Genomic DNA, 26302 nt, shown 5'->3' on the forward strand with positions numbered 1-26302 from the left:
GTACTTCAAGGGTGGCGGCGCTCGCGTTCCAGGGCGAGGCGTTGTTGCTCTTCCAGGATGCGTTGACCACGGGTTCGGAGTGCGGAGCTGCGTCCCCGTGGTCGCCACCATCGATGCACCCGGGCGGGTGTTCGATCCAGTGCGTTTGCGTACTCGGTGATGAGTTCACGATCCCCTGCAGCCTTGAAGGCTGCGAGTAGAACGTGTTCGCTGGCCAAGTACGGATGTCGACGGCGTCGGGCCTCGTGCTCAGCGTCGCTCAGCAGCGCCTCAAGGGACGTGCTGGCAGGCAGCCTCTCGGCAATCGATCCGTATCCGAGTTTGTTCAGGACATCAGGAAGTCGGGAGTTGTCGGACAGCACTGCTCGGAGACGACGTGTCGTGCCCAGGGTCACGGAGCCAGGGTAGACGAGCGCCTGTTGCCCTGCGCGGAACCGTCTTCAGCGTTCGGTTGAGGTTGTTCATGCAGCGAGGCCCCTGGGGCGTTCGACGAGCTGGCCGCGTTCGAAGCGGGCACCTGCTCGACGAGGGCGACGAGGTGGGGTGCGGTGATCGCGCGCCAGCGTTCCCGGGCGGACTCGGCGAGCTTGAACACCATGGCGAGGGCGGCGGCCGTGCTGCCCGCGCCGCGGGTGACCTTGGTCCGGAGCTTGACCGTGGAGAAGGTCGACTCGACGGGATTTGTGGTGCGCAAATGGATCCAATGCTCCGCGGGGAAGTCGTAGAAGGCGAGGAGTTCGTCCTCGTCGTCGGTGATCTTCTTGGCGGCCTTGGGCCACTTCGCCCCATAGGTTTTGGCAAAGTCCTTCACGGCCTTGGCGGCGTGGGGGCGGTCCTCGGCGTTACAGATCTCCTGCGGGGCTCGCTTCGCGCCGGGCTGCGCGGACTTCGGGAGCGCGTTCATGACATTCCTGGTCCTATGGAGCCAGCACCGGGTGGCGGGCTTCGGGGAAGACCTCGGCGAGCGCGTTCCACAGTCCCATCGCACCGTCACCGGCCACCAGGGCCGGGTCGCGCATGCCGCGCCTGCGGCAGTCGCGCAGCAGGTCGGCCCAGGATTCGGTGGACTCGCGCAGGCCCTCGGCGAGCGCGATCAGCTCCTTGCGCCCGTCGGCGCGCACGCCCATGAGGACCAGGACGCAGGAGTGGGCCTGGCCGAGCCTGACCTTGGGGTGGTTGACTCTTTCCTCGCTGACCTGCCCGTATTCGGCGCCGCAGAGGGCGTCTGCCTCCGCGGACATGAGCGCGTCGGCGAACGTCTTCACCATCGCGCGCAGCAGATCGGGACTCGCCGTGGCGAGGTTGTCCTCGGCGAGAGCATGCAGCGGCAGACTGTCCGGAGCGGTCATCGTGCTGATCTCCTTCGGGCTTCGACACCTCGAAGATCAGCCGGTGGCCGTTCGTCCATGCGGGCATCACCCCGACGCCGGAGCAAACCCCCGGATCAGGTCGAACCCGTACACCGTCTCCAAGGACGCAACCGACCTTTGTTCCTCACTCCCACCCACCCCCCTGGGTCCGAAGTCGTCCTGGATCTTCAGCCCTGCTCGGTCCTTGCGCCGGGCAGCAGATGAGGACTTGGAACACCGGCAACACACCGCGGTACACATGTGGTCCCGGATCCAGGGGGTCAGCCGGCGACGAGCCGCACCGGCAACGACTCGAACTTGCTCATCGTCTGGCTGGCCGCGCGCACTGCAGGCGCGGTCCGCTCGATGCGCCGGACCCTGCGGGCCAAAGCAGTCAGAAGTTCGATCGCTTCCATCCTGGCCAGGGGAGCACCGACACACAGATGGATTGATGTGCCGAGGGCCAGATGGGCTTTGGCGTCGACGCGGCTGATGTCCAGGCGGTCCGGATCCGTGAACCTGCGCGGGTCTCGATTGGCGGGGGGTATAAGCACGCACACGTCTGCGTCGGCGGGGACGACAACCCCGTCAAAGTCCACGTCGGCGGTCGTACGGCGGTAGACCGAGCGCAACGGCGAGTCCCAGCGCAGCACTTCTTCCACGGCGTTCGGAATCAGGCTGGGGTCGGCAAGCACAGCGTCCCACTCCTCGGGAAACTCGGCGAAGGCATTCACGGCGTTACCGATGAGACCGCTCGAAGAATCGACGCCGGCCAACCAGAGCGAGAAGAGCGTCGTCAGCCGCTCGGATTCCGCCAGGGCTCCGTTCATCCCGCCGTCCTCCATGAGACGACGCCCCATGCAGTGCTTCGGCAGTGCCGGAACGCCCTCATCCAACAGCCAGTTGAACGCCTGAGAAACCAGGTTCCCCTCACGGGGGTCGAGGTCGGGGCCGTGGAGTTGGCCCACCGCGTTGGCCCAGACCCGCATGCGGAGGGAATCGGGCGGCTCGATACCGGTGAGCAGTCGCGTGGACAGATCGGGCAGCGGCGAGGCGAAGAAGGAAACAGCGTCGATCTGCCCGGCCGCAGCAGCAGCCTCCACCAGTCCGACGGCGGTCGCACGGACCACGGGACGAAGCCGTTCCATCGCTTCACGGCCGAACTCCGTTTGCACAGAACGCCGCACGCGTGTGTGACGGGGCGGATCGCTGTCGACCAGAGGGTAGTTGTTTCCGTGCTCCGGCACCCGGGTGTAGCCCGCACCGAGCCCGGAGCGGAACTCCCGGTGATCGCGCAGCACACGACGCGCTGAGTCGTAGCGGCCTACTAGCCAGACCTCTCGTTCACGAGAGTAGACCACAGGCCCTGCCTCTCGTATTTGCCCGTAGGTACTCGCAGGCTCCCGCAGCACTTGGATCCCGTAAGGATCAATCCCCTCAAGGAGAGGGACAGCAGAACTCATGAATGTTCCACCCTTTCAAAAGCTACCTGTCTTTTGCGGCGCCCGGGTCCCACAGATCGGCGGCCCGTGAGGCCGTCACACTAAGCCGGTCCCATACCGGGGTGGGTACCGCCTGGATTCCCCGGAGAGGCCTGCGGCGCTCCGGTGGGGGAACCGGGAACGCATCCGGACGGAACGAGGCGAGGCTGAAGCCTCGTTCTCCTCAGCAAGACGGACAGGGCTGACCGCCTCGCACAACCGGTCCGCGACAGGCCGCCGTGCCGGCAGCCGATGGCAGGGCGACGGGTCCACGGGACGAGGTGGAACGCGGCGCGTTCCCTCTGCCGCCGTTCCGGACGCGGATCCACCGGTAACGCCCGGCTCCGTACGACATCAGTACGCCGGTCGTGGTCGGCAGCACGGTGAGCGCGTTGATCAGCCTCGCGCTTTCATCAGGTGGGGTGTCCGAGGCTTGATCAAATAAGCGAAGAGTGCTCCTGACCTGCAACGATGGGACTTGTCTAGGGTCCTGTCGGCTGCACGGAAAGAAGCTCTCTCCAGGTGACGAAGCGTATCGGGTCGTACCCGCGTGTCCGCATCGAGGGCGGCGGCCGGACGGTGGTACGGACGCTGACCACATCACCGCCGCCCAACTGGCCCTGGCCCAGCTGCCGAAGAAGTACCGGCGAGGGCGCCGGACCCTGATCCGCACCGACTCCGCGGGCGGCACCCACGACTTCGTCGCCTGGCTCGCCCGGCAGGGACGGTGGCTGTCCTACTCGGTCGACATGGTGATCACCGAGGCGATCCACCAGCACGTGCTGAAGGTCCCGGCATCGGCCTGGACGGCGGCCGTCGAGGCGGACGGCGAGATCCGCAACGGCGCCTGGGTCGCCGAACTCACCGGCGACGTCCTGGACGGCTGGCCGAAGGGCATGCGGCTGATCGTCAGGAAGGAACGTCCGCACCCCGGGGCTCACTTGAGGCTCACGGACGCGGACGGCATGCGGCTGACCTGATGCGCCACCAACACCTTGGGCCGGCCGATCGCCGAGCTGGAGCTCCGTCACCGGCTGCGGGCCCGGGCCGAGGACCGCATCCGCGCCGCCCGGGCCACCGGCCTGCGGAATCTCCCTCTGCACCGCACCGCCCAGAACCGTATCTGGCTGGAGATCGTGCAGATCGCACTGGACCTGCTGGCCTGGATGCCGATGCTCGCCCTGACCGGCAAGGCCAGGCTCTGGGAGCCCCGCCGCCTGCGGCTCCGCCTGTTCACCACGGCCGGACATCGTGACCACCGGCCGTCGGCGAATCCTCCGCCTGGCCCGGCACTGGCACTGGACCAGCCACACCACCACAGCTCGTGAGCGGCTCGCACTCCTGCCGAACCCCGGCCGACCGACGGATTCCCCGTCCCTACGACAGCAGCTCAACACCCGGAGCAGTGGAAACCGGCGCCGCCCCGAGGCGACACTCGGGTCTTCGGCCTCCACAGCCTCAGCCCACGACACAAAGACGGTCCACCGACTCCGTCGGCGGACCGTGACGAAACTTCGAGGTTACTGAGGTTGAACTCGTGGTGTCGTAGGTGCTGATGGCTCGTCGTCCGCGCGGTATCACCGGGGCATGCGGTATCCACAAGGAGGCGGGCTGACTGCCGAACGGCAGCAGTCCGCGAGGAGTTACGGCTCAAGGCGGCCGAGCGGTTCGCCCAGGGCGAGGCGACCTCGGTCATCGCCAAGGCCCCGCGCGTCAACGTCCGCTCGGTACAACGGTGGCGGCAGAAGTGGGAGGAGGGCGGACCGCGGGCCCTGCGGTCGCAGGGACCGGCATCGCTGCCGAGGCTGAGCCAGGAGCAGTTCGCGCGGCTGGAGGCGGAGCTGGCCAAGGGGCCGGCCGCGCACGGCTGGGAGGACCAGCGCCGGACACTGGCGCGGATCAAGACGGTGAACGGTCGGCGCTTCCACATGGCCTACACGATCCAGGGCGTGCGGAAACTGCTGGCGCGTAACGGCTGGTCCTGGCAGGTCCCGGCCCGACGGGCCATGGAGCGGGATGACGAGGCGGTGGCCGGGTGGGTCAAGGAGGTGTGGCCCTGCGCGGAAGACTCGCGGCGGGCCGTGGAGCCTGGCTCGTCTTCGAGGACGAAGCCGGATTCTCCATGACGCCGCCGCACGCGAAGACCTGGTCACAGCGCGGCCGGACCCCGGTGGTGCGGGTCCGCGGCCGCTCCCGCAGACGGATTTCCATCGCCGCGCTGACCTGCTGCAGACCCGGTCACCGCTCCAGGCTCACCCACCGGCCCCGCCATGACGACGGCCGTCGCGATGGGCGCAAGAGCTGCTCCTGGCGCGACTACCGGGACCTGTTGATTGCAGCACACCAGCAGCTCGGCGGCCCGTCGTGCTCGTCTGGGACAACCTCAACGTCCGCAAGGCCGCCGACCTGCAAAAGTTCGCCGAGGCCCGGGACTGGCTGACCATCTATTATCTGCCGCCCTACGCACCCGACCTCAACCCCGTAGAGGGAATCTGGTCCCTCCTGCGACGCGGCTGGCTTTCCAACGTCGCCTCCAGCACCCCAGAACACCTCGTCCAGCGCATCCGGCGCGGCCTACGGCACATCCAGTACCGCAGCGAACTCAAAGACGGCTGCTTCGCCGAGACCGGCCTGACTGTCAGACCCACCTGAGTCACCCGGCCACATCACGAGTTCAACCTCAGTAGCGCAGGGCGACCGCGAGTGCCTCGGCCAGGGTCGCGGGCGGGCGGCCGATCAGGCGGCGCAAGTCGCCTGAGTCGGTGTACATCTCGCCGCGGTTCATGCCGCGGTCAGCGTCAGCGAGGACCTCCGCCAGCTCGGCGGGTAGGCCCGCAGCGGCCAGTACCTGGGCGAAGTCGGTCACCGGGAGGTCAGAGTAGGTCACCTGCTTTCCGGCCGCAGCGGAGATCGCGGCGGCGAGCTCAGTCAGGGTGAAGGATTCGTCGCCGCCGAGCTCGTACACGGCGCCGGTGTGGCCTTCAGCGGTGAGGACGACCGCTGCGGCCTCGGCGTAGTCGGCGCGGGACGCGGCACTGATCCGCCCCTCGCCTGCGGCGCCGACGACGGCGCCGTTCTGCAGGATCTGCGGCAGTTGGCTGGTGTAGTTCTCCAGGTACCAGCCGTTGCGCAGCAGCACGCTGGGGATTCCGCGGTCCCGCAGATACTCCTCGGTCTCGCTGTGCGTGGCACCGATGACGGTGGTGGCCGTGTCCGCGTGCGTCGTGCTCGTGTACGCCACTAGCGACACGCCTGCGGACGCCGCAGCGTCGATCACGCGGCGGTGGTTGGCGACCCGCTCGCCCACGGGGGCCGAGGCCGAGATCAGCAGCAGCCTGTCCGCACCCGCGAATGCCTCGGCCAGGCCGTCGGACTCCGCGAAGTCGGCGCGGCGTACCGTGATGCCTCGGTCGGCCAGGTCCTTGATCCTGGCGATGTCCCGGCCGGTCGCGATGATGTCCGCGGCCAGGATCCCGCGCCGCAGCAGTGCCTCGATGGTGAGTCTGCCCAGGTGGCCGGTGGCTCCAGTGACGACGATCGGCATGATGGTCATTCCTTCCGTCCGCGCGTGCCTCGCACGCCTGCCGCGGTCCGTCCGCGGTGGGATGGACACAGAATGACCTGGACACTCTCCATTGGGGAGTAGCCACTTCTTGGTATGGTACTTACCGGACCGATAGCATTGAGGTGAGCCGTATGACTGCTGTCGAGAACGTGGCCGGGCCCATACCGTCGTTCGATCCGTACGAGCGCGGCTGCCCGTCGCGGGACCTGCTCGACCAGATCGGCAGCAAGTGGGCGGTCCTCGTGTTGGGCGAACTCGGCCGGAACGGGGCCTCCCGGTTCGGCCGGCTCCGGCAGGCGCTGGCGGGCGTGAGCGAGAAGATGCTCACCCAGACGCTGCGCACCCTCGAACGCGACGGGCTGGTCAGCCGGACCGTCTACCCAGAGGTGCCGCCCCACGTGGAGTATGAGCTGACTGCGCTCGGCCAGACGCTGCGGGAACCGCTGAAGGCACTCACGGAATGGTCCGTGCTGCACATCGAAGAAGTCATCACCGCCCGCGAAGAGTACGACGACCGCACTGAGCGCACCCGGTAATCGGCAGCGGCCGGCGGTCTGGTCATAGACGGCTGCCTCGCCGAAGCCGGCCCGACAATAAGACTCACCTGAGCAACCCGGCGACATCACGAGTTCAACCTCAGTAGATGCAACCGCTGATGTTCCTCAAACCGAGGGCAGGGCGGGGACTTGGTGGGCATCCTTGGCGCATGTCGCTTCCAGTCGTTGCCCTCGTTGTTGCATCGATCAGTGCCCTCTCTCTGGGGGTCAACGTGACGGTCTTCGCTCGCGAGCTATCGTCGCGGCCGGATGTCTTGATTGAAGCCGGAGAGTAGCCATGGCTGCCGACTGGTGGGCCCGCGGAATCGCGATCGGAAGCGCTGCCGCTGCCTCCCTGAACATGGTCATCTCGTATCGCACGTTCAAGCGAGGACGGCCCAAGATCAAGGTGAGGCTGTATCGCAACGGGGTTCGGGCACGGAAACCCGGCACGGAAGAATGGCATCACATCTTCATCCTTCGCCTCGTCAACCATGGCGCGACCCCTGTAACTGTGGAGCGGGTGGAACTGTGTCGTTACGCGTGGACATACAGCAAACGGCGATTCGAGACGGTGGGCGGGCAAAGATTCGACCCCCGTGGCAGATGGGGAAATGTGCCACCGATTATCCCTGCGCTTGACGGAATTACCCACAACGAAAGAGTGGCCGGGACATATCTTGATCGAGGGGACCATCTCCGGTTCCGGCTTCTATTATCCAATGGACACACGGTGACAAGCCCCGTCATCAGGAAAAATGCAAAGAAACTGGCACTCTGGCCATCCCGGGCAGATACCCCGGAAGAGGGCTCTGGGGATAGCTGACGGGTGTCCCCGCGATGGCGCCGACTCGGGATAGCGCTGAAAAACGGCAGGTCAGAGGGTGCTCTAGCGACGTGCACGAGGAGCCGGGGACGGCTGTCGTCGCGCCGCCCCAGGGAGCCGTGTACATCGTCTTCCAGGAGGCCGCCGGATATCGGCCGCCCACCTGGCCGCCGGTCGACGGTGAGCAGCGCACGATGATGCACCTCGACTTCCAGGTGGCCGATCTGGACGGGGCGGTGGCCGAAGCCGTCGCCCGGGGAGCGGTACTCGCGCCGGACCAGCCGCAGGACAACGTACGCGTGCTCTTCGATCCCGCCGGTCACCCCTTCTGCCTGTGCCACGACGACGGGTAGGAACAGGACCCGCGAAATTCGTACGCACCGGCTGAGCGGGGTCCCGTAGATTCCCGGCGGAGGCCCGCCCGAGGCGCTCCGAAGGGGGGGCATCGATGACTGTGGAGTCGATACCGGTGAAGTCGGCGCCGAAGTCGCTGGTGTGGGACGGCGACGAACTGGTCTCCGCGACCGGGGGCGGTCGGCGCTGGGGCCGAGACGGGGTGGAGCGGCGGGCGCCCTTCGCGTGGAGCTTTCCGTTCGACGCCGGGACCGCCTCGGCCTCGGGGCGCTACTCCGCGGTGTACCAGGAGCGCGGCACCAAGGGCGCGTTGCTCGAAGGCGAACGGGTCGTACGGGAGCTGAACCGCAGCTACTACCGGGCGCCGAACTACGACTACCCGCTCGCCCTCGGCAGGTTGGGCGACGGACGCGAGGTCGTCGTGCACTGCCCGGACGAGTACAACGTGCTCCAGATCGAGGACGCGGCGAGCGGGGAGCGGCTGACCGCCGGTGGGCGGGAGCCGGAGGACGTCTTCCACTCCAGGCTCGCCCTGAGCCCGGACGGCCGCTACCTGCTCTCGGTCGGCTGGGTCTGGCAGCCCTTCGGGATGGCCCTGGTCTACGACACCGCGCTCGCGCTCTCCGACCCCGGCACCCTGGACGGCGAGGGCGTACTGCCGATTGCGGCGGTGATGAACGCCGAGGTGACGGCCGGCTGCTGGCTCGACGCCGACCGGCTGGTCCTGGCGACGGGGGCCGAGGAGTGGGACGAGGAGGAGACCGCCGGGCTGCCCCCGCGCCACCTCGGCGTGTGGTCGATCGCCGAGGGCCGCTGGCTCCACCGCAGTCCCGTCGCCGATACCGACCCGGGTGTCCTGCTCCTGCCCCGTGGTGACCAGGTGATCTCGTTCCTGGGCCACCCGCGGCTGCTCGACCCGGCCACCGGGCGCATCGTCGCGGAGTGGCCCGAGGTCGCCGTGCCCGTCAAACCAACCTGCTTCGGCTACCGGCGTGTTCCCACCCCCGTCGCCGCCCTCCACCCCGACGGCACCCGGCTGGCCGTCGCGACGGCGGAGAGCATCGCTCTCATCACGCTGCCGTGAACCGCCCGACCGGGACGGACGCGCCCCGCACCGTCACCCGGCTCAGGCCTGTGCCCGCTCGTGGTACGACCGTCGCGTGTGCTCGGTGTGTTCGCGCATCAGCGTGGTCGCCAGTTGCTCGTCTCGCGCCGTGATCGCCGCGATCAGTTCACGGTGTTCGATCCAGGACTGGTGGCCGCGCTGGCGGGCGACGGGGGTGTAGTACCAGCGGACCCGCCGGTCGACCTGGGCGGCGAGTTCGGCGAGGACCGTGTTGCCGGCCAGGTCCATGATCTTGGCGTGGAACGCGGCGTTCAGGGCGACGGCTCCGTCCACGTCGTCCGCGGCGACCGCCTTCTCGCCCTCGGTGCAGAGGGATTCGAGGGCGGCCACGCCCGCACTGCCCGCGTTGGCTGCCGCCAGCCGCGCCGCCTCCGCCTCCAACAGGGTGCGGACCGTGAGGAGTTGGTCGGCCTCCGCCTCCGTCGGCTCGTGGACGAACGCGCCCTGTGCGGGGCGCAGGTCCACCCAGCCCTCGGTGTTCAGCCGCTGAAGCGCCTCACGCACCGGCTGCCGGGAGACGCCGAGGTGGCCGGCGAGTTCGCTCTCGACGAGGTGCTGGCCGGGCTGCAGGGCACGGGTGGTGATGAGTTCCAGCAGCGCCTCGTACACGCGGTCGCGGAGCGGTCCGGGGCGTTCGAGCTTGGGCACCGCGCCCTGCGGCAGTCCGGCTGACAACATCGGGTCCCCCTTCGGCAGACACCCGCTACGACGGACACTCAGTATCGATTGTCTTTCGTCTACAGTCTACGGCGCACAGCTGCCGACAGAAGCGGGAGTCCACCACGTCACACCGCGGAGCGCCCTCTCACGGACACCGCACGACCTGCCCCGCGTAGGACAGGTTGCCGCCGAAGCCGAACAGCAGGACCGCATCGCCGCTCGACACCCGTCCCTGTTCGACCAGCTTGGAGAGGGCGAGCGGAATGCTCGCCGCCGACGTGTTGCCGGATTCGGTGACGTCCCGCGCGACGACCGCGTTGACCGCACCGATCTTCGCCGCGAGCGGCTCGATGATCCGCAGGTTGGCCTGGTGCAGGACGACGGCCGCCAGGTCGGCGGGGGCGATCCCGGCCTTCTCGCAGGCGCGCCGGGCGATGGGCGGCAGCTGGGTGGTGGCCCAGCGGTAGACGCTCTGCCCCTCCTGCGCGAACCGGGGCGGGGTGCCCTCGATCCGTACGGCGTGGCTCATCTCGGGGACGGAACCCCACAGGACCGGTCCGATCCCGGGCTCCTCGCCCGGCCCGCACGCCTCGACGACGGCCGCGCCCGCCCCGTCGCCGACCAGGACGCACGTCGTACGGTCGGTCCAGTCCGTCACCTCGGACATCTTGTCGGCGCCGATGACGAGCGCCCGGGTGGCGGCACCGGCCCGGACGGTGTGGTCGGCGGTGGCGAGCGCGTGGGTGAAACCGGCGCACACGACGTTGACGTCCATCGCGGCGGGCTGCGGGATGCCGAGCCGGGCGGCGACGCGCGCGGCCATGTTCGGGGAGCGGTCGATCGCGGTGGAGGTGGCGACCAGGACCAGGTCGATGTCCGCGGGGGTGAGGCCCGCCGCGGCGAGGGCCTTGGCGGCGGCGTGCGCGGCCAGCTCGTCGACGGGTTCGTCGGGGCCGGCGATGTGCCGGGTGTTGATGCCCACCCGGCTGCGGATCCACTCGTCACTGGTTTCGACCATGCCCGCCAGGTCCTCGTTGGTGAGTACCCTGGCGGGCTGGTAGTGGCCGACGGCGGCGATGCGCGAGCCGTTCATGGGTGGTGGAGCCCCCTCGTTGCCTCGGTATGGGTCCACCAGTCTGTTCAGTGACTCACCGGTACGACGGCACGTGAGGCCACAGGAAACGGGCGCCCGAGTTGTCGGCTTCTTGCAGACCCTCGGACGCCCGAGCATTCCCCGGACTCACCCGTTGGACACCGGACTCACCCGTTGAACAGCTGTGTCGCTTTCTGCACGAGTTCGTACACCCCGTAGGCGAACGGCGCGCCCACCCAGACCCAGGCGACGGCGATCAGCCAGCGGCGGTCCGGCTCAGGCCGGCTGCTCTCGTTCGACATCGACGGCCTCCCTCGGGGCGGGGATGTGGTGGCGGGCATGGACGGGGCGGACCAGCTCGTTGGCGACGAAACCGACGACGAGCAGGCCGATCATGATGCCGAAGGACAGGGTGTACAGGTCGGAGCCGTGCTTGCCGGCGTCCTTCTGGTGGTCGGCGATCCAGTTGACGATCAGCGGGCCGAGCACACCCGCGAGGGACCAGGCGGTGAGCAGCCGGCCGTGGATGGCGCCGACCTGGTAGGTGCCGAAGAGGTCCTTCAGGTAGGCGGGCACGGTCGCGAAACCGCCGCCGTAGAAGGAGAGGATCACCAGGGCGCAGAGCACGAACAGGGGTTTCGACGAATCCCCGAACAGGGCGATGAGCAGGTACATCACGGCGCCCACACCCAGATAGACGCGATAGATGTTCTTGCGGCCGATCAGGTCGGAGGTGGACGACCAGCCGATCCGGCCCGCCATGTTGGCGGCGGACAGCAGGGCGACGAACCCGGCCGCCGCGGACGCCGACACCGGGGTGGAGCTGTCGGCGAAGAAGTCCGCGATCATCGGCGCGGCCTTCTCCAGGATGCCGATGCCGGCGGTCACGTTCATGCAGAGCACGACCCACAGGCACCAGAACTGCGGGGTGCGGATCGCGCTGTTCGCGGAGACCTGCACGCCCTCGAAGGCGCTCGGCGCGTCCGCGACCGGCTTCTCGGTGCGCGGGACGCGGATGAGGAGCACGCCGAGGGTCATGAAGACGGCGTACGAGAGCCCGTGCACCAGGAAGGCGAGGGCGATGCCATCGTTGTCACTGCCGAAGGACGAGAGCATCTGCGCGGACCACGGCGAGGCGATCAGCGCGCCGCCCCCGAAGCCCATGATGGCGATGCCGGTGGCCATGCCGGGCCGGTCCGGGAACCACTTGATCAGCGTGGAGACCGGGGAGATGTAGCCGATGCCGAGGCCGATGCCGCCGACGAAGCCGTAGCCGAGCACGATCAGCCAGTACTGCTTGGTCTCGGCGCCGAGCGCGGAGATCAGGAAACCGGAGGAGAAACAGATCAGGGCCACCGTCATGGCCCAGCGCGGTCCGTTGCGCTCGACGAGGGTGCCGCCGAACGCGGCCGACAGGCCGAGCATCACGATCGCGAGCTGGAAGGGCAGCGCGCTCTCGGTACCGCTCAGGTTCAGCGCGGATTCGAGCGGCGGCTTGAACACGCTCCAGGCGTAGGCCTGGCCGATGGAGAGATGGACGGAGAGGGCGGCGGGCGGGACGAGCCAGCGGCTCCAACCCGGCGGTGCTACAGGGGGGCTGCTCATGAATCCCGAACGGTAGGGCCCCGCAAGGTGGTTGAGAACCCGACCGTTCGATCGTATGCGATGAGCGGTATCCAGAATGCGCCGAACGGTCGCCGTCCGAACCCTTGTCGGCTACGACTCCATACTGTAGACAATATTTCGTCGACACGATTCGGTCGGCCCTCTCCCCCCGACCACCTCCGCGGTACCCCTCAAGCCGAACGGAGCGTTCCGTGAAAGTCGCAGTCCTCGGCGCCGGTGCGATCGGCGCCTACGTCGGTGCCGCGCTCCACCGTGCGGGCGCCGACGTGCATCTCATCGCCCGTGGACCGCATCTGGCGGCCATGAGGCAGTACGGAGTACGGGTGCTCAGCCCGCGCGGCGACTTCACCGCGCACGCCCACGCCACCGACGACCCGGCCGAGGTCGGCCCGGTCGACTACGTCTTCCTGGGCCTGAAGGCCAACTCGTACGCGGCGTGCGGGCCGCTGATCGAGCCGCTGCTGCACGAGCGGACGGCGGTGGTCGCCGCCCAGAACGGCATCCCCTGGTGGTACTTCCACCGGCACGGCGGCCCCTACGACGGCCACCGCGTCGAGAGCGTCGACCCGGACGGCACCGTCAGCGCCGTCCTCGCCCCCGAACGCGCCCTCGGCTGCGTGGTGTACGCGGCCACCGAGCTCGAAGCCCCGGGCGTGGTCCGGCACTTGGAGGGCACCAGGTTCTCGGTCGGCGAGCCCGACCGCGGCATGTCCACCCGCTGTCTGCGGTTCAGCGAGGCCATGCAGTCCGGCGGACTCAAGTGCCCCGTGGAGCCCGACCTGCGCAACGACATCTGGCTCAAGCTGCTCGGCAACATCTCCTTCAACCCGATCAGCGCGCTGGCCCGGGCCACCATGCGGCAGATGTGCCTGCACGGCGGCACCCGGCGGGTCATCGAGATCATGATGCGCGAGACGCTCGACGTCGCCGAGGCGCTCGGCTGCGAGGTCGGGGTCTCCATCGAACGTCGGCTGGCGGGCGCCGAGAAGGTCGGCGACCACCGCACCTCCACGCTCCAGGACCTGGAGCGCGGCAAGCCGCTGGAACTCGACGTGCTGCTCGCGGCCGTCGTCGAGCTGGCGGAGATCACCGGCGTGGAGGTGCCCACCCTGCGCACCGTGCACGCCATCTCGGACCTGCTCGCACTGAGGAGCGCCGCATGAGCCGCACGAGCCGCATGAGCCGCACGGAGAAACGGCAGCCGAAGACCTACACCCGGCTCACCCACCCCCTGATCCGCGACTCCCGCGACGAGCCGTTCCGGCAGGCGGGCTGGGAGGAGGCCCTGGACCGCGCGGCCCGCGGCCTGGAGCGCAACCGCGACGCGTTCGGGATGTTCTCCTGCGCCCGCGCCACCAACGAGATGAACTACGTGGCCCAGAAGTTCGCCCGGGTGGTGATGGGCACCAACAACGTCGACTCCTGCAACCGGACGTGTCACGCCCCGAGCGTGGCCGGCCTGAGCGCCGCCTTCGGCTCCGGCGGCGGCACCTCCTCGTACGAGGAGATCGAGCACACCGACGTCATCGTGATGTGGGGCTCCAACGCCCGCTTCGCGCACCCGATCTTCTTCCAGCACGTGCTGAGGGGGATCCGGAACGGCGCCCGGATGTACGCCGTCGACCCGCGCCGCACCTCCACCGCCGAGTGGGCGGAGAGCTGGCTCGGGCTGAACGTCGGCACCGACATCCCGATGGCGCACGCGATCGGCCGCGAGATCATCCACGCGGGGCTGGTCAACGAGGCGTTCGTCGAGCGGGCGACCACCGGCTTCGAGGAGTACAAGGCGCTCGTCGAGCCGTGGACACTGTCCCTCGCGGAGAAGGTGACGGGCGTACCGGCCCGTGCGATACGGGAGTTGGCGCACGCCTACGCCCGCGCCGAGCGCGCCCAGCTGTGCTGGACCCTCGGCATCACCGAGCACCACAACGGCACCGACAACGTCCGCGCCCTGATCAACCTCTCCCTCCTGACCGGTCAGGTCGGCCGCTGGGGTGCCGGGTTGCAGCCGCTGCGCGGCCAGAACAACGTGCAGGGCGGCGGCGACATGGGCGCGATCCCCAACCGCCTGCCCGGCTTCCAGGACATCCTCGACCCGGAGACGCGGCTGAAGTTCGAGTCGGCCTGGGACACGGTCATCGAGCCGCACTACGGGCTGAACCTCACCGAGATGTTCGAGGCGATGGAGGAGGGCACGCTGAGGGCCGTCTACTGCATCGGCGAGAACCCGGCCCAGTCGGAGGCCGACAGCGAGCAGGCGGTACGACGGCTCCGGGCCCTCGACTTCCTGGTCGTCCAGGACATCTTCCTCACGAAGACGGCGGAGCTGGCGGACGTGGTGCTGCCCGCGACGGCCGGCTGGGCGGAGACCGAGGGCACGACCACCAACAGTGAGCGCCGGGTCCAGCGGGTGCGCCGGGCGGTGACCCCGCCCGGCGAGGCCCGCGAGGACATCGACATCATCTGCGAACTGGCGGCCCGGCTCGGCCACGACTGGAAGTACCAGGACGCGGAGGCCGTCTGGAACGAGCTCCGCTCGGTCTCCCCGGACCACTACGGGATGACGTACGACCGGCTCGCCGAGCACCAGGGCATCCAGTGGCCGTGCCCGAGCACCGAGCGCCTCGAACCGACGTACCTGCACGGCCGGTTGTGGGAGACGGACCCGGACCGGCGCGGGATGCCGGCGCCCTTCGGGCTGGTCCGGCACGATCCTCCGGTCGACCTCACCGACGAGGAGTACCCGATCCGGCTCACCACGGGACGACGGCTCGACTCCTACAACACCGGGGTCCAGAGCGGTGGTTACGCCTCCCCGCTGCGGCGCGGCGAGTACATCGAGCTGTGCCCGGAGGACGCCGAGCGGTACGGGGTGGTCGTCGGCGAGGAGGTCCGGGTGTCCTCGCGGCGGGGCGCGGTGGTGGCCCCGGTCTGGGTCGACACGGCACTGCGTCCGGGTCTCGCCTTCATGACCATGCACTTTCCCGACGAGGTGGACACCAACCAGCTGACGATCGAGGCGAACTGCCCGATCGCGGGGACGGCGGAGTTCAAGGCGTCGGCGATCCGTATCGAGAAGCTCCCGGTCGCGACCATCGTGAGGTGACCAAGTGGACCTGCACTTCGGCGACAGCAAACCGACGGACGACGAACGGGCCGCCGTCGACGCCCTGTTGGGCCCTCCGGAGTCCTCCTGGGAGGGCGCCGACCGTTCCGACGCGGACCTGCGGTGGGCGCGCGGCGGCCGGGAGGCGCGGGACCGACGTGACCTGCTGCTGCCGGGGCTGCACGCGATCAACGACCGGATCGGCTGGATCAGCGAGGGCGCCCTCGGCTACCTGTGCCGCCGCCTGACCGTCCCCCCGGCCGAGGCGTACGGGGTCGCCACCTTCTACGCGATGTTCTCCGTCAGGCCCCGTCCGGCGACCGTCCTGCACGTCTGCACGGACCTGGCGTGCACCGCGGCCGGCGCGTCCGCGCTGTGCGCCGGGGTCGAGGAGGGCCTCGGCCCCGGGGTGCAGGTCGAGCGCAGCCCCTGTCTGGGCCTGTGCGAGCGGGCACCGGCGGCCCTGGCGATCAGGGCCGGGGATCCGGTGCGCACGGCGGTGGCGGCCCCGGCGACGGCCGCCACGGCCGTCCTCGCGGCCACCGCGCCCGACTCGGCGCCGGAGGAGCCGCCGGCCGTGGCGGCCGTACCCCAGGCGGGACAGGAAGGTCTGACCCTGTTGCGGCGGGTGGGCGTGGTCGACCCGGCCTCGCTCGACGGCTACCGGGCGAACGGCGGCTACACCGCCCTGCGGCACGCGTTCGCCCTCGGCCCCGCCGGGGTCATCCGCGAGGTCACCGACTCGGGCCTGGTCGGGCGCGGCGGCGCCGCCTTCCCCACCGGCCGCAAGTGGCAGGCCGCGGCGTCCCAGCCCGACCGTCCGCACTACCTGGTCTGCAACGCCGACGAATCGGAGCCGGGCACCTTCAAGGACCGCGTGATCATGGAGGGCGATCCGTACTCCCTGGTGGAGGCGATGACGGTCGCGGCGTACGCGATCGGTGCGCACCGGGGCTTCGTCTACCTCCGCGGCGAGTACCCGCGGGCGACCCGGCGCCTCCAGCACGCGGTCGACCAGGCCCGCGCCCGGGGCTTCCTCGGCGACGACGTCCTCGGGCAGGGCTTCGCCTTCGACATCGAGATCCGGCGCGGTGCCGGGGCGTACATCTGCGGTGAGGAGACGGCCCTGTTCAACTCCATCGAGGGGTACCGAGGCGAGCCGCGTTCGAAGCCGCCGTTCCCGGTGGAGAAGGGGCTGTTCGGGAAGCCGACGGTCGAGAACAACGTGGAGACGCTGGTCAACGTCCTGCCGATCCTGACCATGGGCGCCCCGGCGTACGCGGCGATCGGCACGGCGAAGTCGACCGGCCCGAAGCTCTTCTGCGTGTCGGGGAGCGTGGCCCGCCCCGGCATCTACGAACTCCCCTTCGGCGCCACGCTCGGCGAACTCCTCCGACTGGCCGGAGTGCGCGAGAACCTGCGGGCGGTCCTGCTCGGCGGCGCCGCGGGCGGCTTCGTACGGCCGGACGAGCTCGGCATCCCGCTCACCTTCGAGGGCACCCGGGAGGCCGGCACCACGCTCGGGTCGGGTGTGGTCATGGCCTTCGACGACACCGTGCCGCTGCCGCACCTCCTGCTCCGGATAGCGCAGTTCTTCCGGGACGAGTCCTGCGGGCAGTGCGTGCCCTGCCGGGTCGGCACGGTCCGGCAGGAGGAGGCGCTGCACCGGATCGTCGGGCGCACCGGCGCCGACGCGGCCGGGGACGTCGCGCTGCTGCGCGAGGTCGGCCGGGCGATGCGGGACGCCTCGATCTGCGGTCTCGGGCAGACCGCGTGGAACGCCGTGGAATCCGCCATCGACCGTCTGGGGGCGTACGAATGACCGTGACACCGCTGGGGATCCCGCGCCGGCTGCTGGAGTTCACGATCGACGGCGAGGAGGCGCGGGTCCCGGAGGGCTCGACGATCCTGGACGCCTGCCGGGCGGCCGGGAAGGACGTGCCGACCCTGTGCGAGGGCGACACCCTGCGCCCGAAGAACGCCTGCCGGGTGTGCGTGGTGGAGGTGGAGGGAGCACGGACCCTGGTGCCCGCCTGCTCCCGGAAGGCCGAGCCGGGGATGGTCGTGCAGACCGGCAGCGAACGCGTCCGGCACAGCCGCAGGATCGTCCTGGAGCTACTGGCCTCCTCGGTCGATCTGTCGACGACTCCGCGCGCCGCCGAGTGGCTCAAGGAGTACGAGGCGAAACCGGACCGCTTCGGCCCCGACGCGGCGCGCCTGAACGAGGAGCCCCGGGTCGACAACGATCTGTACGTGCGCGACTACGACAAGTGCATCCTCTGCTACAAGTGTGTGGACGCCTGCGGCGACCAGTGGCAGAACAGTTTCGCAATCTCTGTTTCCGGGCGCGGCTTCGACGCCCGGATCGCCGTCGAGCACGACGCCCCGCTGACCGACTCGGCCTGTGTCTACTGCGGGAACTGTGTGGAGGTATGTCCCACCGGGGCGCTGTCGTTCAAGTCGGAGTTCGACATGCGGGCGGCGGGTACCTGGGACGAGTCACGGCAGACGGAGACGACCACCGTGTGCGCGTACTGCGGTGTGGGCTGCAACCTCACGCTCCACGTGCAGGACAATGAGATAGTCAAGGTCACCTCGCCGCACGACAACCCGGTGACCCACGGCAATCTCTGCATCAAGGGCCGTTTCGGCTACCAGCACGTACAGAACCGGGGCTGATCAGACCATGGGACGAGTCACGGAACGACGCAAGGTCATCCGCATCCGCGACGGAGCGGTCTCCGCCCGGCCGGACACACTCGTCGCCGAGGAACCGCTGGAGATCAGACTCAACGGGAAACCCCTCGCGATCACCATGCGCACGCCCGGCGACGACTTCGCGCTGGCGGCCGGGTTCCTGGTGAGCGAGGGGGTGCTGGCGGCCGCCGGCGACCTGCAGAACATCGTGTACTGCGCGGGCGCGACGGTCGACGGCTCCAACACCTACAACGTCGTCGACGTACGGACCACGCCGGGCGTCACGCTCCCCGACTTCACCCTGGAGCGGAACGTCTACACCTCCTCGTCCTGCGGGCTGTGCGGCAAGGCGAGCCTCGACGCGGTGCGTACGACGGCCCGCTGGCCGATAGCCGACACTCCCCCGGTCCGGGTGGAGCCCGAGCTGCTCGCGAGCCTCCCCGACCGGCTCCGCGCGTCGCAGCGGGTGTTCGACCGGACCGGGGGGCTGCACGCGGCGGCCCTGTTCACGGAGGACGGCGAGCTGCTGGACATCCGCGAGGACGTGGGCCGGCACAACGCGGTGGACAAGCTGGTCGGCCGGGCCCTGCAGAACGGCGACCTGCCGCTGTCCCGGACGATCCTGCTGGTCTCCGGGCGGGCCTCCTTCGAGCTGGCGCAGAAGGCCGTGATGGCGGGCATCCCGATGCTCGCGGCGGTCTCCGCGCCGTCCTCGCTGGCGGTGGACCTGGCGGCGGAGACCGGGCTGACCCTGGTCGGTTTCCTGCGGGGCAGCAACATGAACGTGTACGCGGGCGAGGACCGCATCGCCCTGCGGGCCGCGGCCGCCCAGGGCTGACCGGTTCCCCGCGGCACGGCGGCGGGGCCCCGACCGGCGGGGAGCGCCCCCTGCGCCGCAGGGGCCCCGCCTCGGTCCGGTGTCCCCCCGCGCCGCAGGACCCGCCTCAGCCGGAGTCGGGCTCCGCCCCCGCGACGCGCGCCGCGGCCTCGGCGAAGGCGGCGACCAGCGGGGAGCGGCGGCCTGCCGCCCAGGCCAGCAGCACCCGGTCGGGTTCGGCGTCGACGACCGGGACGTAGACGATGTCCGGGCGGGAGTACTGCTCGGCGGCCGAGCGCGGCACCATCGTGATCGCGGTCCCGGCGGCCACGCACTCGAACTTCTCCTCGATGGTGCGCAGCGGCAGGTCGCCGGGCCGGGGGTCGTTGTAGCGGAGCCACTGCTCGCCGTCGAGGTCCGAGAGGGAGATCTCCGGCTTCCCGGCGAGCCGGTGCCGGTCCGGGAGCATGGCCACGCGGGGCTCGCTGTACAGGGGGCGCAGTTCGAGACCCGCCTCCCGGACCGGCAGCCGTACGTAGGCGATGTCGACCGTGCCGTCGAGGATCAGATCCTCCTGGTCGTCCCATTCCACCCGGCGGGCGTTGGCCTCGACGTCCGGGTGCACCGCGGCGAAGGCGCGCAGGGCCCGAGTGACGACGACGCCGGCCCGGAAGCCGACGACGAGCCGCCGCCGGCCGCGGGCGGCCTGCACGACCCGGCGCCGCGCGCCGTCGGCGGCGGCCAGCAACTGACGGGCTTCTTCGAGGAGTTGCCGTCCGGCGTCGGTCAGGGTCACGCCGTGGCTGTCCCGTACGAACAGCTCGGCCCCCAAGTCCTTCTCCAGGGCGCGGATCTGACGGCTCAGCACGGGCTGGGCGATGTGCAGCCGCTCCGCCGCCCGGCCGAAGTGGAGGAGTTCGGCGACCGCCGCGAAGTAGCGGACCTTGCGCAGATCCAGGTCCATGACCGCGGCTCCTTCCCGGGTGGCGATGTCTTCAGGGTATCGCCACCGCCGAAAGAGGTCTTGGACGGCCGATGGAGCGGGACCGCAGGCTGGAGACGTCCGAACGGGACGGAACACCGGCTTGGAAGGGGATCAGCCATGGGTCTGCAGGGACAGCGTGTCGTCGTCATCGGGGGTACCTCGGGCATCGGGCTCGCGGTCGCCGAGGGCGCGGCACGGGAGGGCGCGCGGGTGGTGGTCGCCTCGCGGCGGCAGGAGAGTGTCGACGCGGCGCTGAAGGTGCTGCCGGAGGACGCCGAGGGGCAGGTCCTCGACGCCTCGGACGAGGCCGCGGTGCGCGCCTTCTTCACGCGGATCGGGGCGTACGACCACCTGGTGTACACGGCCGGTGACTCGATCCTGCTGGAGACGCTGGCCGACACGGACCTCGCGGCGGCCCGGAGCTTCCTGGACACCCGGCTGTGGGGTGCGTACGCGGCGGTGAAGTACGGCGCCGGGTCGCTCCGCGCGGGCGGGTCGGTGGTGCTGACCACGGGCACGGCGGGGCGGCGGCCGATGCCCGGTTCGAGTGTCGCGTCGGCGCTGTGCGGGGCGATGGAGTCGCTGACCCGGGCGCTGGCGGTGGAGCTGGCGCCGGTGCGGGTCAACGTGGTCTCGCCGGGTGTGGTGCGGACCGAGCTGTGGCGGGGGCTGCCGGAGCCGGTCCGCGAGGAGCTCTTCCGGTCGTCCGCCGAGTCGCTGCCGGTGGGGCGGATGGGCGAGCCGGCGGATGTGGCGGAGGCCTACCTGTACCTGATGCGTGGGGGGTACAGCACCGGGTCGGTGGTGGTCGTGGACGGGGGCGGGACGCTGGTCTGAGCGGTCAGGCGGGGCCGAGGCGGACGTCGGCGGCGGTGACGACCGTGCCGAGGCGCGGGAAGTCGAGCCGGACGGACGCCTCGTGCTCGGCGCCGGTGAGCGCGGCCATGGCGTCCTCGACGAAGACCAGGTCGTAGCCGAGGTCGGCGGCGGCGCGGGCGGTGGACTCGACGCCGAGGTTGGTGGCGATGCCGCCGAACACCAGCCGGGTGACGCCGAGCCGGCGCAGCCGGGCGTCGAGTTCCGTGCCCTGGAAGCCGCCGATCGTCCGCTTGACGATCTCCAGGTCCCCTTCCTTCCCGAGTCCGGCGACGAGTCCGCTGCCCGGCGGCTGCTCGGCGAGGGAGGGCCGCTCGACGCGGATCAGCACCACGGGCGCGCCGGCGGCGCGAAAGGCGCGGGCCAGCTCCTCGGCGGTGTGCAGGACTTCGGTGCCTTTGCGGGGCTCCAGGGGCAGCGCGACGATGCGGTCCATCAGGTCGACGAGGACAAGGGCGGTGCGCGCCGGATCGAGCGCCAGGGGTGCGGTCATGACGGAACGTTAGCCGTCATGAGCCGTCCGTACCGGAAATCCGGATCAACAGGCCCGTGAACTGGTCGCGTTCGGCAGCCGACAGCGGGGCGAGCAGCGTGTCGTTGGCCTCGCGCGCCGCCTGTTCGCAGCGGCCGAGGATGCGGTCGCCCTCGGCCGTGAGGGAGACCGCGTTCTTGCGGCGGTCGGCGGGATCGGGTGCGCGGACGACGAGTCCGGCGGCCTGGAGGTCGTTGAGGACGCCGACGAGGTCCTTGGGGTCGAGGGACACGGACCGGCCGAGATCGGCCTGGGCGACCGGGGCGAGGTCGCGGACGGCGGAGAGTACCACGTGGTGCCACATCCGCATGCCGTGTTCCGCGAGCGCCTCGGCGACGAGGGCCCGGCCACGGGCGGCGGCCCGCCCGAGCAGCCAGCTGGGCAGGGCGCGGATTGCGGGGAGGGGGGCTTCTGCCATGAGGTCAGCGTAACCAAGGATCCATTGGCTTTCCCAACGAAAAATCGTTGGACTCACCCATGAGCTTGTTTACCATTGGTGCTCCCAACGAATCTCATGCTCCGTGGAGGTGCGATGCGTCGCGTCCGGTACGAGTCCACCGGCGGCCCCCTGTTCCTGGAGGAGACCCCGGTCCCCGAGGCCGGGCCCGGTGAGCTGCTCGTCCGCTGCGAGGCGGTCGGGGTCACGCTGGCCGTGGTCCGCAAGGTCACCGAGGCGGCGAAGCCGATCGCGCTGGGCGGCGAGATCGCCGGTGCGGTGGTGGCCGTCGGCGCGGGAGTCACCCGCTTCCATGCCGGCGACCGGGTCGCGGGCCTGTGCTTCGGCCACGGCTACGCCGACTTCGCCGTCCTGCACGAGGCGATGGCCTCCCCCGTCCCCGGGACCGCGTCCGCCGTCGAGGCGGTCGCCCTGGTCCGCGGCGGCCTGGTCGCCCTCGGCGCCCTGGCCGCGGCCCGCCCCGAACCGGGCGAGACGGCCCTCGTCACCGCCGCCGCGAGCGGGGTCGGCCACCTCGCCGTCCAACTGGCCCGCGCCCGGGGAGCGGGCCGCGTCGTGGCCGCCGTCTCCGACCGGGCGAAGGCTCCCTTCGTCCGCTCCCTGGGTGCCGACGCGGTGGTCACGTACGCCGACGAGGACTGGGGCACTCCGGCCGACTACGCCCTGGACGCGGTCGGCGGCGACCTGCTCACCCCGGCCCTCGCCGCCCTGGCCCCCGGCGGCAGGCTGGTGGCGTACAGCTCGGGCGGCGGCACGGTCCAGGCCTACGACCTGCTGGTCGGCGCCAAGTCGGTGACCGGCTTCCAGATGGCCCGGATCGCCCGCGAGCGGCCGGCGCTGTACGAGGAATGGCGTCAGGAGTTGTGGCGCCTGTTCACGGAAGGGGCCGTACGGCCCGCCGTGCACGGGGAGTTCGCACTGACGGAGGCGGCGCAGGCGCACCGGCTGATCGAGACCCGGGCCAACCTGGGCAAGGTCGCACTGATCCCGTGACCGGTGGCTCAGCGGCCGGTCGTCCCGGTGCCGACCGCCGGACGCGGCTGCGCCGCCGGGGCGGGCGGCGACGCGGAATCCTCCCGGGTCTCCGGGTCGTGGGCGCGGCGCTTGGCGATCACCGCGCACACCATGAGCTGCATCTGGTGGAAGAGCATCAGCGGCAGCACGGCCAGCGAGGCGTGGGCCCCGAAGAGGACGCTGGCCATCGGCAGCCCGGAGGCGAGGGACTTCTTCGACCCGGCGAACTGGATGGCGATGCGGTCCCCGCGGCCGAAGCCGAGCGCCTTGGCGCCGTACCAGGTCAGCAGGAGCATCACGGCGAGCAGCACGGCCTCGACGGCGAGGAGCCCCGCCAGGCGGACCACACTGACCTGGTGCCAGATGCCCCGGACCATGCCCTCGCTGAACGCGGTGTAGACCACGAGCAGGATGGAGCCGCGGTCGACCAGGCCGAGGATCTTCTTGTGCCGGGCGACGAAGCCGCCGACCCACCGGCGCAGCAGCTGCCCGGCGACGAACGGCACCAGCAGCTGGAGCACGATCTTCACGATCGAGTCGGCGGAGAACCCGCCCCCGCTGTTGCCGAGCAGCGCGGCGGCGAGCAACGGCGTGAGGACGATGCCGACCAGCGAGGAGAAGGAGCCGGCGCAGATCGCGGCCGGCACGTTGCCGCGCGCGATGGAGGTGAAGGCGATCGACGACTGGATGGTGGAGGGCACCAGGGTCAGGAACAGGAGGCCCTGGTAGAGCGGATGGGTGAGCAGGACCGGCACCAGCCCGCGAGCCGCGATGCCGAGCACCGGGAAGACCACGAAGGTGCAGACCAGGACCGTGACATGGAGCCGCCAGTGCCGCAGCCCGTCGACGGCCTCGCGGGTGGACAGGCGGGCGCCGTAGAGGAAGAACAGAAAGGCGATCGCGGCCGTGGAGGCACCGGAGGCCACGTCGGCGGCCGTGTCCCGGGCCGGAAGGAGCGCGGCGAGGCATACCGTCCCGAGCAACAGCAGGACGTACGGGTCGATCGGCATCCGACTGGGCCAGCTCAGGCGTTTCACGGTGCTCCACTTGCGGGTCGGTCAGGGTGTCGTGCCGGCCGGCACGGCCGGTTTCTCGCCGGGGCCGGAAGGGCCCCCTCCATCGTCCTCCTCCGGCACGTGATCGGGAATCCGGTATACCACTCTGACTGCCATCGCGTTTCGCGATAACATGTTCGAGTGTACGACCCTTCGCAGCTGCGCACCTTCCTGGCCGTGGCCCAGACACTCAGCTTCACCCAGGCCGCCCGACGGCTCGGGCTGCGCCAGTCCACGGTGAGCCAGCATGTGCGCCGCCTGGAGGACGCGGCCGGCCGTCAGCTGTTCTCCCGCGACACGCACTCCGTGGAGCTGACCGAGGACGGCGAGGCGATGCTCGGGTTCGCCCGCCGGATCCTGGAGGTGCACGAGCAGGCGGCGGCCTTCTTCACCGGCACCCGGGTCCGCGGCCGGCTCCGCTTCGGCGCGTCGGAGGACTTCGTCCTCACCCGGCTGCCGGAGATCCTGGAGGGATTCCGCCACGACCACCCCGAGGTCGACCTCGAACTGACGGTGGAGCTCTCGGGCACCCTGCACGAGCAGCTGGCCGCCGGGAAGCTGGACCTGGTCCTGGCCAAGCGGCGCACCGAGGACCCGACGGGCGAGCTGGTCTGGCACGACGACCTGGTGTGGATCGGCGCGGAACGGCTCCGCCTGGACCCCGCCCGCCCGGTCCCGCTGATCGTCTACCCTCCGCCGGGCATCACCCGCGCACGGGCCCTGGAGGCGCTGGAGCGCCAGGGCCGCGACTGGCGCATCGTCTGCACGAGCGGCAGCCTCAACGGCCTGCTCGCGGCGGCCCAGGCCGGCCTGGGCGTGATGGCCCACTCGAAGGGCCTGATCCCCCCGGGCCTGTTCCGCGTCCCGGACCGGGCGGGCCTGCCGGAACTGGGCAAGGTCGACTTCGTCCTCGTACACGGCCCGAGGAGATCACCGGCACAGGCAGCAGCAGACGCCTTGGCGGCAGCAATCCTGGCCAGCGGAGCCCGCTTGAGACGCCCCTAGCCACAGCGCCCCCGAACGGGGCGCTGGGGGTACCCCCGGCCGAAGGCTGGGGGAGGAACTGCGCGCCCAGCCCCCACCGGCCGCCGGACTCACGACAACCTCTGATACGTAAGTTGCTTCACACGGCGCAAAAACGGCATGACCTCCACATGCTGCACCCCCTCCAGCCGCCCCACCGGCCCGCTCAGGTACGCGTACAGATGCGCCGTGTCCCGCAGCACCGCCGTCACCACGACATGCGACGGCCCGGCGGTGGCCGCGGCGGACGCCACCTCGTCATGGGCCGCCAGCGCCTCGCCCACGGAATGCATCGCGGCCGGCGTGGTGGTGATCCACAACACCGCGGACTTCGAGAATCCCAGCACCTCGGACCGGTACTCCACGTCGATGTACACCGCCCCGGACCCGATCAGCGCGGCCAGCCGCCGCTTCACCGAGGACTCGGACCGCCCTGTCGCCCGCTGCAACTCCGGATACGTCGCCCGCCCGTCCCGCTCCAACGCGGCGAGCAACGGCGCGTCCTCGGGCTCCAGCCGCGCGGGCCCCTCGGTCTCCGGCGGCGCCGGCCGCAGCGCTGCCGCCTGCTCCTCCGACAGCGCCCGGAACTTCCGCACCCACCCGGTCGGCCCCCCGTAGAACCGGTGCAGCAGTTGCTGCGCCCGGATCTCCACCACGCTCGGGGTCCGCGGCAGCTTGCCGAGCAGCAGGTCGTCGTGGTCGCCGGGACTGCGCGGCCGGGTCATGCAGACGATCTCCGTGCCGCCGGAGGCCAGTCCGATCCAGGCGGTGTCGGGGCGCTTGGCGAGCGCGTCGGCGATGACGGTGGCGCCGTCGGGTGCGCAGCGCAGCCGGAGCATCCACTGGTCCTGGCCGAGCCGCTCGGCGTCACGGACCGCGACGACCCGCAGCCCGGCCTCGGCGCACAGCCGCCGGTAACGGCGGGCGATCGTCTGGTCGGAGACCCCGAGCACGGCCGCGATCCGGCTGAACGAGGCGCGGCCGTCGACCTCCAGCGCGCTGAGCAGTTGCACGTCCAACGGATCCAGCGTGTCGGATTCCAGCTCCAGCATCCCTGAACCGTACTCGGACGGAGTGACGAAATCGGCCGCCCCGGCGCAGTCATCAGAGGGCGCTGCTGTGCC

At 70.5% G+C, this 26302-nt stretch carries 24 protein-coding genes and 4 pseudogenes; 15 read left to right on the forward strand and 13 right to left on the reverse strand.

Translation table 11 applies throughout. From position 1 onward, the window contains the following. Positions 1-5: 5 nt before the first annotated feature. From ACFY6U_RS00505 to ACFY6U_RS00515, 3 genes and pseudogenes are all read right to left on the reverse strand, one after another. Complete coding sequence (locus tag ACFY6U_RS00505; protein WP_390034356.1) at positions 6-395, reverse strand: Clp protease N-terminal domain-containing protein; 390 nt, start codon at positions 393-395, stop codon at positions 6-8. A gap of 66 nt (positions 396-461) precedes the next feature. Next, positions 462-1349, reverse strand: a pseudogene (locus ACFY6U_RS00510) (IS256 family transposase). A gap of 281 nt (positions 1350-1630) precedes the next feature. After that, on the reverse strand, positions 1631-2710 hold the full coding sequence (locus ACFY6U_RS00515; RefSeq protein WP_390034357.1) for a cytochrome P450: 1080 nt from the start codon (positions 2708-2710) through the stop codon (positions 1631-1633). Positions 2711-3414: 704 nt separating this feature from the next. Between ACFY6U_RS00515 and ACFY6U_RS00520 the strand changes: the two are divergent. From ACFY6U_RS00520 to ACFY6U_RS00535, 4 genes and pseudogenes are all read left to right on the forward strand, one after another. Next, a pseudogene (locus ACFY6U_RS00520) lies at positions 3415-4186 on the forward strand (transposase); the annotation flags it as partial. 335 nt (positions 4187-4521) lie between these two features. Continuing rightward, positions 4522-4590, forward strand: a pseudogene (locus ACFY6U_RS00525) (transposase); the annotation flags it as partial. A 12-nt stretch (positions 4591-4602) separates the two neighbouring features. Continuing rightward, positions 4603-4956, forward strand: coding sequence for a winged helix-turn-helix domain-containing protein (locus ACFY6U_RS00530; RefSeq protein WP_390035165.1), 354 nt, complete (start codon positions 4603-4605; stop codon positions 4954-4956). Beyond that, positions 4953-5482, forward strand: a pseudogene (locus tag ACFY6U_RS00535) (transposase). The gene ACFY6U_RS00530 and the pseudogene ACFY6U_RS00535 overlap by 4 nt, the downstream one beginning before the upstream one ends. Before the next feature lie 28 nt (positions 5483-5510). On the opposite strand, the gene ACFY6U_RS00540 reads toward ACFY6U_RS00535, so the two are convergent. Continuing rightward, entirely contained in the window at positions 5511-6383 is an 873-nt protein-coding gene (locus ACFY6U_RS00540) for an SDR family oxidoreductase (RefSeq protein WP_390034358.1), read from the reverse strand. Between the two features lie 143 nt (positions 6384-6526). On the opposite strand from ACFY6U_RS00540, the gene ACFY6U_RS00545 reads away from it, so the two are divergent. From ACFY6U_RS00545 to ACFY6U_RS00555, 3 genes are all read left to right on the forward strand, one after another. After that, positions 6527-6931 (forward strand): winged helix-turn-helix transcriptional regulator, encoded by a 405-nt coding sequence (locus ACFY6U_RS00545; protein ID WP_390034359.1) that lies wholly within the window; start codon positions 6527-6529, stop codon positions 6929-6931. A gap of 897 nt (positions 6932-7828) precedes the next feature. Beyond that, entirely contained in the window at positions 7829-8110 is a 282-nt protein-coding gene (locus ACFY6U_RS00550; RefSeq protein ID WP_390034360.1) for a VOC family protein, read from the forward strand. Positions 8111-8205: 95 nt separating this feature from the next. After that, a complete protein-coding gene (locus tag ACFY6U_RS00555) occupies positions 8206-9195 on the forward strand; it encodes a hypothetical protein (protein WP_390034361.1) in 990 nt (329 codons plus the stop codon). Positions 9196-9237: 42 nt separating this feature from the next. On the opposite strand, the gene ACFY6U_RS00560 is transcribed toward ACFY6U_RS00555, so the two are convergent. From ACFY6U_RS00560 to ACFY6U_RS00575, 4 genes are all read right to left on the reverse strand, one after another. Then, positions 9238-9915, reverse strand: a complete 678-nt coding sequence (locus tag ACFY6U_RS00560; protein WP_390034362.1) for a GntR family transcriptional regulator — start codon at positions 9913-9915, stop codon at positions 9238-9240. A 127-nt stretch (positions 9916-10042) separates the two neighbouring features. After that, entirely contained in the window at positions 10043-10990 is a 948-nt protein-coding gene (locus tag ACFY6U_RS00565) for a beta-ketoacyl-ACP synthase III (protein WP_390034363.1), read from the reverse strand. Positions 10991-11157: 167 nt separating this feature from the next. Beyond that, positions 11158-11292 (reverse strand): hypothetical protein, encoded by a 135-nt coding sequence (locus ACFY6U_RS00570; RefSeq protein WP_256215692.1) that lies wholly within the window; start codon positions 11290-11292, stop codon positions 11158-11160. Then, entirely contained in the window at positions 11267-12595 is a 1329-nt protein-coding gene (locus ACFY6U_RS00575) for an OFA family MFS transporter (protein ID WP_390034364.1), read from the reverse strand. Before ACFY6U_RS00575 ends, ACFY6U_RS00570 begins: the two co-directional genes overlap by 26 nt. A 212-nt stretch (positions 12596-12807) precedes the next feature. Here ACFY6U_RS00575 and ACFY6U_RS00580 point away from each other — a divergent pair, with 212 nt between their 5' ends. Genes ACFY6U_RS00580 through fdhD form a run of 5 tightly spaced genes read left to right on the forward strand, consistent with a single transcriptional unit; the run spans position 12808 to position 19257 of the window. After that, positions 12808-13779, forward strand: coding sequence for a 2-dehydropantoate 2-reductase (locus ACFY6U_RS00580; RefSeq protein ID WP_390034365.1), 972 nt, complete (start codon positions 12808-12810; stop codon positions 13777-13779). Next, a complete protein-coding gene (locus ACFY6U_RS00585) occupies positions 13776-15722 on the forward strand; it encodes a molybdopterin oxidoreductase family protein (protein WP_390034366.1) in 1947 nt (648 codons plus the stop codon). The genes ACFY6U_RS00580 and ACFY6U_RS00585 overlap by 4 nt, the downstream gene beginning before the upstream one ends. Positions 15723-15726: 4 nt before the next feature. Beyond that, positions 15727-17544, forward strand: coding sequence for an NADH-ubiquinone oxidoreductase-F iron-sulfur binding region domain-containing protein (locus ACFY6U_RS00590; protein WP_390034367.1), 1818 nt, complete (start codon positions 15727-15729; stop codon positions 17542-17544). After that, positions 17541-18401: a 2Fe-2S iron-sulfur cluster-binding protein gene (locus ACFY6U_RS00595; protein ID WP_390034368.1), complete on the forward strand. Its 861-nt coding sequence runs from the start codon at positions 17541-17543 to the stop codon at positions 18399-18401. Before ACFY6U_RS00590 ends, ACFY6U_RS00595 begins: the two co-directional genes overlap by 4 nt. A 7-nt stretch (positions 18402-18408) precedes the next feature. Continuing rightward, positions 18409-19257 carry a formate dehydrogenase accessory sulfurtransferase FdhD gene (gene fdhD, locus ACFY6U_RS00600; protein WP_390034369.1) on the forward strand — a complete coding sequence of 283 codons (849 nt, stop codon included), beginning with the start codon at positions 18409-18411 and terminating at the stop codon, positions 19255-19257. A 106-nt stretch (positions 19258-19363) separates the two neighbouring features. Here fdhD and ACFY6U_RS00605 read toward each other — a convergent pair whose 3' ends face one another. Continuing rightward, entirely contained in the window at positions 19364-20200 is an 837-nt protein-coding gene (locus ACFY6U_RS00605) for a LysR family transcriptional regulator (protein WP_390034370.1), read from the reverse strand. A gap of 138 nt (positions 20201-20338) precedes the next feature. Between ACFY6U_RS00605 and ACFY6U_RS00610 the strand changes: the two genes are divergently transcribed. Next, positions 20339-21058, forward strand: coding sequence for an SDR family oxidoreductase (locus tag ACFY6U_RS00610; RefSeq protein WP_390034371.1), 720 nt, complete (start codon positions 20339-20341; stop codon positions 21056-21058). 4 nt (positions 21059-21062) lie between these two features. On the opposite strand, the gene ACFY6U_RS00615 is transcribed toward ACFY6U_RS00610, so the two are convergent. Both ACFY6U_RS00615 and ACFY6U_RS00620 read right to left on the reverse strand, forming a co-directional pair. After that, positions 21063-21590: an isochorismatase family protein gene (locus tag ACFY6U_RS00615; RefSeq protein ID WP_351500074.1), complete on the reverse strand. Its 528-nt coding sequence runs from the start codon at positions 21588-21590 to the stop codon at positions 21063-21065. A gap of 16 nt (positions 21591-21606) precedes the next feature. Beyond that, positions 21607-22047, reverse strand: a complete 441-nt coding sequence (locus tag ACFY6U_RS00620; RefSeq protein WP_390034372.1) for a MarR family winged helix-turn-helix transcriptional regulator — start codon at positions 22045-22047, stop codon at positions 21607-21609. A 114-nt stretch (positions 22048-22161) separates the two neighbouring features. On the opposite strand from ACFY6U_RS00620, the gene ACFY6U_RS00625 reads away from it, so the two are divergent. Next, the gene (locus ACFY6U_RS00625; protein WP_390034373.1) at positions 22162-23079 is read left to right on the forward strand and encodes a zinc-binding alcohol dehydrogenase family protein; all 918 of its coding nucleotides are present in this window, start codon (positions 22162-22164) and stop codon (positions 23077-23079) included. Between the two features lie 8 nt (positions 23080-23087). On the opposite strand, the gene ACFY6U_RS00630 is transcribed toward ACFY6U_RS00625, so the two are convergent. After that, complete coding sequence (locus ACFY6U_RS00630; protein ID WP_390035166.1) at positions 23088-24110, reverse strand: bile acid:sodium symporter family protein; 1023 nt, start codon at positions 24108-24110, stop codon at positions 23088-23090. A gap of 186 nt (positions 24111-24296) precedes the next feature. Here ACFY6U_RS00630 and ACFY6U_RS00635 point away from each other — a divergent pair, with 186 nt between their 5' ends. Then, positions 24297-25160 carry a LysR substrate-binding domain-containing protein gene (locus ACFY6U_RS00635; RefSeq protein ID WP_390034374.1) on the forward strand — a complete coding sequence of 288 codons (864 nt, stop codon included), beginning with the start codon at positions 24297-24299 and terminating at the stop codon, positions 25158-25160. An 89-nt stretch (positions 25161-25249) separates the two neighbouring features. On the opposite strand, the gene ACFY6U_RS00640 is transcribed toward ACFY6U_RS00635, so the two are convergent. Then, entirely contained in the window at positions 25250-26230 is a 981-nt protein-coding gene (locus ACFY6U_RS00640; RefSeq protein WP_390034375.1) for an Lrp/AsnC family transcriptional regulator, read from the reverse strand. Positions 26231-26302 lie beyond the last annotated feature (72 nt).

The sequence above is a fragment of the Streptomyces sp. NPDC013157 genome, from assembly GCF_042899865.1.
Classification (GTDB): Bacteria; Actinomycetota; Actinomycetes; order Streptomycetales; family Streptomycetaceae; genus Streptomyces.

Bases quoted from the DNA above. Each gene is read 5' to 3' on its own strand.
- ACFY6U_RS00540 (WP_390034358.1), bottom strand. From the start codon at position 6,383: ATGACCATCATGCCGATCGTCGTCACTGGAGCCACCGGCCACCTGGGC.
- ACFY6U_RS00545 (WP_390034359.1), top strand. From the start codon at position 6,527: ATGACTGCTGTCGAGAACGTGGCCGGGCCCATACCGTCGTTCGATCCG.
- ACFY6U_RS00555 (WP_390034361.1), top strand. From the start codon at position 8,206: ATGACTGTGGAGTCGATACCGGTGAAGTCGGCGCCGAAGTCGCTGGTG.
- ACFY6U_RS00560 (WP_390034362.1), bottom strand. From the start codon at position 9,915: ATGTTGTCAGCCGGACTGCCGCAGGGCGCGGTGCCCAAGCTCGAACGC.
- ACFY6U_RS00565 (WP_390034363.1), bottom strand. From the start codon at position 10,990: ATGAACGGCTCGCGCATCGCCGCCGTCGGCCACTACCAGCCCGCCAGG.
- ACFY6U_RS00570 (WP_256215692.1), bottom strand. From the start codon at position 11,292: ATGTCGAACGAGAGCAGCCGGCCTGAGCCGGACCGCCGCTGGCTGATC.
- ACFY6U_RS00575 (WP_390034364.1), bottom strand. From the start codon at position 12,595: ATGAGCAGCCCCCCTGTAGCACCGCCGGGTTGGAGCCGCTGGCTCGTC.
- ACFY6U_RS00585 (WP_390034366.1), top strand. From the start codon at position 13,776: ATGAGCCGCACGAGCCGCATGAGCCGCACGGAGAAACGGCAGCCGAAG.
- ACFY6U_RS00595 (WP_390034368.1), top strand. From the start codon at position 17,541: ATGACCGTGACACCGCTGGGGATCCCGCGCCGGCTGCTGGAGTTCACG.
- fdhD (WP_390034369.1), top strand. From the start codon at position 18,409: ATGGGACGAGTCACGGAACGACGCAAGGTCATCCGCATCCGCGACGGA.
- ACFY6U_RS00605 (WP_390034370.1), bottom strand. From the start codon at position 20,200: ATGGACCTGGATCTGCGCAAGGTCCGCTACTTCGCGGCGGTCGCCGAA.
- ACFY6U_RS00610 (WP_390034371.1), top strand. From the start codon at position 20,339: ATGGGTCTGCAGGGACAGCGTGTCGTCGTCATCGGGGGTACCTCGGGC.
- ACFY6U_RS00615 (WP_351500074.1), bottom strand. From the start codon at position 21,590: ATGACCGCACCCCTGGCGCTCGATCCGGCGCGCACCGCCCTTGTCCTC.
- ACFY6U_RS00620 (WP_390034372.1), bottom strand. From the start codon at position 22,047: ATGGCAGAAGCCCCCCTCCCCGCAATCCGCGCCCTGCCCAGCTGGCTG.
- ACFY6U_RS00625 (WP_390034373.1), top strand. From the start codon at position 22,162: ATGCGTCGCGTCCGGTACGAGTCCACCGGCGGCCCCCTGTTCCTGGAG.
- ACFY6U_RS00630 (WP_390035166.1), bottom strand. From the start codon at position 24,110: ATGCCGATCGACCCGTACGTCCTGCTGTTGCTCGGGACGGTATGCCTC.
- ACFY6U_RS00640 (WP_390034375.1), bottom strand. From the start codon at position 26,230: ATGCTGGAGCTGGAATCCGACACGCTGGATCCGTTGGACGTGCAACTG.